This window comes from Olsenella phocaeensis (genome assembly GCF_900120385.1).
GTDB classification, from domain to species: domain Bacteria; phylum Actinomycetota; class Coriobacteriia; order Coriobacteriales; family Atopobiaceae; genus Olsenella_I; species Olsenella_I phocaeensis.
Genome location: NZ_LT635504.1, coordinates 1 through 2,323 on the forward strand (window position 1 = coordinate 1; position 2,323 = coordinate 2,323).

A 2,323-nucleotide genomic window follows, 5' to 3' on the forward strand; every position below is an offset into this window, starting at 1 on the left:
CCTATGCATGAGAACACTCATCAGACATGCCACTCGCGGCGAGCTAGCGACCGCTCATAACTGTTTTTCTTATGCTTGATGAATATAAACATATGCTATTCAAGACGTTTATCTGAGAGGTCACTGACCCTTTCACGCAAGCATACGGCACACACAGAGAGATAGGTGATTTGATGGCCAAGAGGGTCTTCCTCGTCGTATTGGACAGCTTCGGAATCGGAGAGGAACCCGACGCGGCGGAGTATGGCGACGAGGGAAGCAACACCCTCTGTGCCTGTGCGACGAGTCCGTTCTTCCACATGCCCAACCTCCGTGACCTCGGGCTCTTCAACATCGAGGGCGCGCTTGACTCCGTCTACGACGTGGACATCGCTCCCATCGAGGCCCCGAAGGGTGCCTTTGGAAGGTTGCGCGAGGCGTCCAAGGGCAAGGACACCACCGTTGGCCACTGGGAGATGGCAGGCGTCATCTCTCCCGAGCGCTTTCCGACCTATCCCAACGGATTCCCCGCGGACGTCATCGAGGAGTTTGAGCGTCTGACCGGTCGCAAGGTGCTGTGCAACAAGCCCTATTCGGGCACCGAGGTTATTCGTGACTATGGCAGGGAGATGGTCGAGACCGGCTCCCTCATCGTCTACACCTCCGCGGACAGCGTCTTCCAGATCGCCGCGCACGAGGACGTCGTCCCCTGTGAGCAGCTCTATGAGTACTGCCGCATGGCCCGCTCGATCCTGACTGGGAAGAACAGCGTCGCCCGCGTCATCGCCCGTCCCTTCGTGGGCGAGGACGGCAACTACACGAGGACGTCGCATAGGCATGACTTCTCGCTGGAGCCCACGGGGCAGACGATGCTCGACATTCTGAGCGCCAACGGGACCGACGTCATCTCCGTGGGGAAGATCTTTGACATCTTTGCCCACCGTGGCATCAAGGAGTCCATTCCCACCTCGGGTAACCCCGAGGGCATCGAACGCACCATCGAGCTCCTTGACAGGGACTTCGAGGGCCTCTGCTTCGTGAACCTCGTGGACACCGACATGATCTACGGTCATCGCAACGACGTGGACGGCTATGCGAAGGCACTTGCCTACTTCGACGAGCACGTGCCCACCATCCTGGGCAAGCTGCGCGAGGACGACCTCTTCATGGTCACCGCCGACCATGGCTGCGATCCCGTGACCCCCTCCACCGACCATTCGCGCGAGTACGTTCCCTGGGTCATCGCGGGGCCTCGCGTGAAGGCCGGCACAGACCTCAAGACCAGTGGCACCTTTGCCGACATCTCGGCCACCATCCTCGACTATCTCGGCGCACCGGCAGGCGACCACGGAACGTCCCGACTCGACCAGATCATGGAGGTAACAAAGAATGCCTAGCGTCCCCACCCCGCACAACGCCGCGCTCGAGGGCCAGATAGCCAAGACCGTCCTCATGCCGGGAGACCCGCTGCGCGCCAAGTACGTGGCCGATCACTTCCTCGAGGACGTCACCTGCTTCAACAGCGTCCGCAACATGCTGGGCTTCACGGGGAACTACCAGGGTCACCCCGTGTCGGTCATGGGCGGCGGCATGGGCATCCCCTCGATAGGGATCTACTCGTACGAGCTCTTCAACTTCTATGACGTGGACGCAATCATCCGCATCGGCAGCGCTGGAGGCCTCGCCGAGGGAGTCGCCCTGCGCGACCTGGTCGTGGGTCTGGGCGCGTGCACCGACTCAAACTACGCCGCACAGTTCAACCTGCCCGGGACCTATGCGCCCATCGCCGACTTCGGCCTCCTGCGTCGTGCCGTCCGCAAGGCGGAGGAGCTGGGCGTCCCCACCCGAGTCGGCAACGTGCTCTCGGCCGACTCCTTCTACAACGCAGACCCCACGGTCAACGAGCGCTGGGCCTCAATGGGCGTCCTGGCAGTCGAGATGGAGTCTGCGGGCCTGTACCTCAATGCGGCGAAGGCCCACAAGAAGGCACTCTGCCTCTGCACCATCTCGGACCTCCCGATGACGGGGGAGTCGCTGTCCGCCGACGAGAGGCAGACCAGCTTCACACAGATGATGGAGGTCGCGCTCTCCTTGGCCCTGCCCGAGGAGTAGTCGCCTCCGTGCGAGTGCGGCACCACATGGGGCGCAGGCCCCATGGACATATGCAAGCGGGGCAAGGCCCCCCAGGGAAGTTCGAAGAAGGAGAAGGGACACGTCATGCTCAAAGCCGAAATCACGCGCAGGAACTTCCTGGGCGCCACGGCGGCCCTAGCGGCGACCGCAGGGCTTGCTGGTTGCGGTGGGGGCTCGGCCTCGACCACCGAGTCCGCCGGCGGTGCCGGAG

General features: G+C 62.6%; 3 protein-coding genes. All 3 read left to right on the forward strand.

The window, feature by feature from the left end; translation table 11 throughout:
* Positions 1–173 precede the first annotated feature (173 nt).
* Positions 174–1,376, forward strand: a complete 1,203-nt coding sequence (locus BQ7388_RS10160; protein WP_072500572.1) for a phosphopentomutase — start codon at positions 174–176, stop codon at positions 1,374–1,376.
* Positions 1,369–2,091 carry a purine-nucleoside phosphorylase gene (gene deoD / locus BQ7388_RS10165; RefSeq protein WP_009278105.1) on the forward strand — a complete coding sequence of 241 codons (723 nt, stop codon included), beginning with the start codon at positions 1,369–1,371 and terminating at the stop codon, positions 2,089–2,091. The genes BQ7388_RS10160 and deoD overlap by 8 nt, the downstream gene beginning before the upstream one ends.
* Before the next feature lie 105 nt (positions 2,092–2,196).
* Positions 2,197–2,323: twin-arginine translocation signal domain-containing protein (locus BQ7388_RS13565; protein WP_129583255.1), on the forward strand; the 127-nt coding region annotated here is incomplete at its 3' end.

Excerpts from the sequence above, each read along its gene's own strand:
- BQ7388_RS10160 (WP_072500572.1), top strand. The coding sequence starts at position 174 with ATGGCCAAGAGGGTCTTCCTCGTCGTATTGGACAGCTTCGGAATCGGA.
- deoD (WP_009278105.1), top strand. The coding sequence starts at position 1,369 with ATGCCTAGCGTCCCCACCCCGCACAACGCCGCGCTCGAGGGCCAGATA.